This is a genomic window from Micromonospora sp. DT4 (genome assembly GCF_049841675.1).
Lineage (GTDB): Bacteria > Actinomycetota > Actinomycetes > Mycobacteriales > Micromonosporaceae > Micromonospora.
The window spans coordinates 1-430 of sequence record NZ_JBNCKT010000400.1 but is presented as its reverse complement, the minus strand read 5'-3'; the positions used below and the strand labels follow the sequence as shown (position 1 = coordinate 430).

Annotated in this window: 1 protein-coding gene; it reads right to left on the bottom strand. The window is 63.0% G+C overall.

Annotation, left to right across the window (positions count from 1 at the left end):
- The coding region (locus ACLQ24_RS30300; RefSeq protein ID WP_425895151.1) for a hypothetical protein at positions 1 to 344 on the bottom strand (344 nt) is incomplete at its 3' end.
- Between the last annotated feature and the right edge of the window lie 86 nt (positions 345 to 430).

The following is a 430-nucleotide window of genomic DNA, read 5'->3' as shown; positions in this document are numbered from 1 at the left end:
TGAAAGCCTTGTTCGGCAAGCCAGAAGTCCGCTACGCAGCCGGCTAACCACGGCACCTTTGGGTTACTGGTCAATACCTGCTGCCGGCCGCGCCGACTGACCGCCTGGTCGGGTAGGTCGTACCGCCAGCTGAGCGCCGCCTGTAGGGCTCTGCCGCTGTCGAAGGTCCCGTCTGCCTGCCGGTTGAGGTGCTTGGCGAGCGTCATCCAGATCTGCTCGGCGGCATCTATCGCCGCATCGACGGAAGCGGGGTAAACACATGTTCTGGTGCTGTCGGGAACGCCGAATCCCAGCTCCGTCGCGAAGACGGTACGCCCGAGTTTGCGGGCGAGTGTTTCGGCCATGGCCTCTTGGAGACTGTCGGGTAACTGGGTGGGGGCGGAACGTCACGCCGAGACACGTCGATGGAAGGTCCTCGACAAATAGATCA